Genomic DNA, 2,040 nt, shown 5'->3' with positions numbered 1-2,040 from the left:
CTTCACACCGCCACCCCAGCCCGCCGGCTGAACGGACAGACACCACCCAGCCCCACGGACCCCCCGGACCGTGGGGCACAGCCATACCAACACCGGATGGATTGCGTGCCCTGATCGCAGACTTTGAGCGGGATCATGGCTCAACAACCCCAGATTAAGGCTACTCTTTTCGGGACGGAAGGAGACCCCATGGGTCGAGTGCAGGACAAGGTCGTCTTCATCACCGGAGCCGCGCGCGGCCAGGGCCGGGCGCAGGCGGTCCGGCTCGCGGCGGAGGGCGCCGACATCATCGCCGTCGACCTCTGCGCGGACATCGCCACCAACGGCTATCCGCTCGCCACCGCGGAGGACCTCGACGAGACGGTGCGACAGGTCGAGAAACTCGGCCGGCGCATCGTCGCCCGCAAGGCCGACGTGCGCGATCCGGCGGCGCTCAAGGCAGCCGTGGCCGAGGGGGTGGCGGAGCTGGGAAGGCTCGACGCGGTCGTCGCCCAGGCCGGGATCTGCCCGCTGGGGCCCGGGCAGACCGCGCAGGCTTTCCTGGACGCGATCACCGTCGACTTCAACGGGGTGGTCCACGCGGTCGACGCGGCGCTGCCCCATCTGCCCGACGGCGCCTCGATCGTCGCCACGGGGTCCATCGCCGGGCTGATCCCGGCGACCACCGACAACCCGGCCAACGGGCCGGGCGGGCTGGGCTATTCGTTCGCCAAGCGCCAAGTGGCCTCGTTTGTACACGACTTGGCAACCGTGCTGGCGTCCCGGCGGATCCGGGTGAACGCGCTGCATCCCACGAACGTCAACACCGACATGCTCAACAGCGACCTGATGTACCGGTCGTTCCGGCCCGACCTGGAGAACCCGGGCCGCGAGGACGCACTGCCCTCCTTCCCCGCGACGACCGGCTTCGGCATCCCGTACGTCGAGCCGGAGGACATCGCCGACACCGTGCTTTTCCTGGTCTCCGACGAGTCGCGTTACGTCACCGGCATGCAGATGCGGGTGGACGCCGCCGGATACGTGAAGCGGCGACCCCAACTGCCCACGTTCTGAACGTCATGGCGGGGCGAACGAGATCCCGCGCACGCAGACCGCCGAACGGGGGCTGGGGGCTTCCGCGGACAACGTGTCAGCGGGCGGCGCGGTCAGGCATGGGTGAGCGGCTCGGCCGGCGGCTGCGCGGGGAGCGCCGCGCTCTGCCTGGCGGTGATGCGCTGCACCAGCCAGACCATTTGGACCGCGGCGGCGAGGTTGAAGACCTCCGACACCACCAGCACGACCATCGAGGTCCCCCCTGCGGTCTGATACGTCCCGGTGATCACCGCGTGCGCGGCCCACGCCGCACACCAGCAGTTCACCAGGACGTCGTCGCGCACCTTCCCCTCCGAACCGCTCTCGGCCCCGGAGCCGCTCGCACGCAGGACCTCGAGGAGGAGTCCGCGCGGCACCCACAGGTTCACGACGGGAATCAGCCAGGCGACGACGGCCCATACCCCGGATCCCTCGGCGGCCCCGGGGGTGAGCGCCTGCGCGGCGCGCCGGCTGCGGCTGAACCACATCAGGAAGAACACGGCGGCGGCCGTCATCAGGTAGACGTACACCATGGACGTGCGGCCGGAGTCGCTCGGCGACGCGTCCGCCGGGTGCAGGCGGTGAGCCCTGAGGGCAAGCGCCTCGAACACGTCCGCGACGGCCGCCGCGGCCATCGTGCCCTGCGCGAGGCGGGCGAGGACCCATGGCGCCTTGCCGGGGGAAATGGTCATGGTGGGAGACCTGCTCTTCGGGGACAGGATGCGCCCAGGCGGCGCACAGAGGACGACGGCGACTGGATCATAGGCCTGTCACAGCTGTCCCGCAGTCTCTTTGGTGAGGCGTTCGAGGACGCCCGTGCCGACGGCCTCGACGAGGGCGGACGGAGACCGGCCCCCGGAGCGCTGGCGCTCGGGGGCCGGTCTGCGGGTCGGTTGGGGTTGGGTGGTTCAGCTGTCCTGGGTGGCGGGGGCGAGCTTGCGGCTCTTGTCGAAGTGCACGACGTCGGCG

At 70.6% G+C, this 2,040-nt stretch carries 2 protein-coding genes; one reads left to right on the top strand and one right to left on the bottom strand.

Annotation, left to right across the window (positions count from 1 at the left end):
- Positions 1 to 189: 189 nt before the first annotated feature.
- Entirely contained in the window at positions 190 to 1,053 is an 864-nt protein-coding gene (locus ABT057_RS49010; RefSeq protein ID WP_352351894.1) for a mycofactocin-coupled SDR family oxidoreductase, read from the top strand.
- Between the two features lie 92 nt (positions 1,054 to 1,145).
- Here ABT057_RS49010 and ABT057_RS49005 read toward each other — a convergent pair whose 3' ends face one another.
- Positions 1,146 to 1,763 (bottom strand): DUF4328 domain-containing protein, encoded by a 618-nt coding sequence (locus tag ABT057_RS49005; RefSeq protein WP_352351892.1) that lies wholly within the window; start codon positions 1,761 to 1,763, stop codon positions 1,146 to 1,148.
- Positions 1,764 to 2,040 lie beyond the last annotated feature (277 nt).

Origin of the sequence: Streptomyces sp. NPDC002588 (assembly GCF_040295925.1) — a bacterium.
Lineage (GTDB): Bacteria > Actinomycetota > Actinomycetes > Streptomycetales > Streptomycetaceae > Streptomyces.
This window is presented reverse-complemented; position numbering and strand designations above follow the sequence as displayed.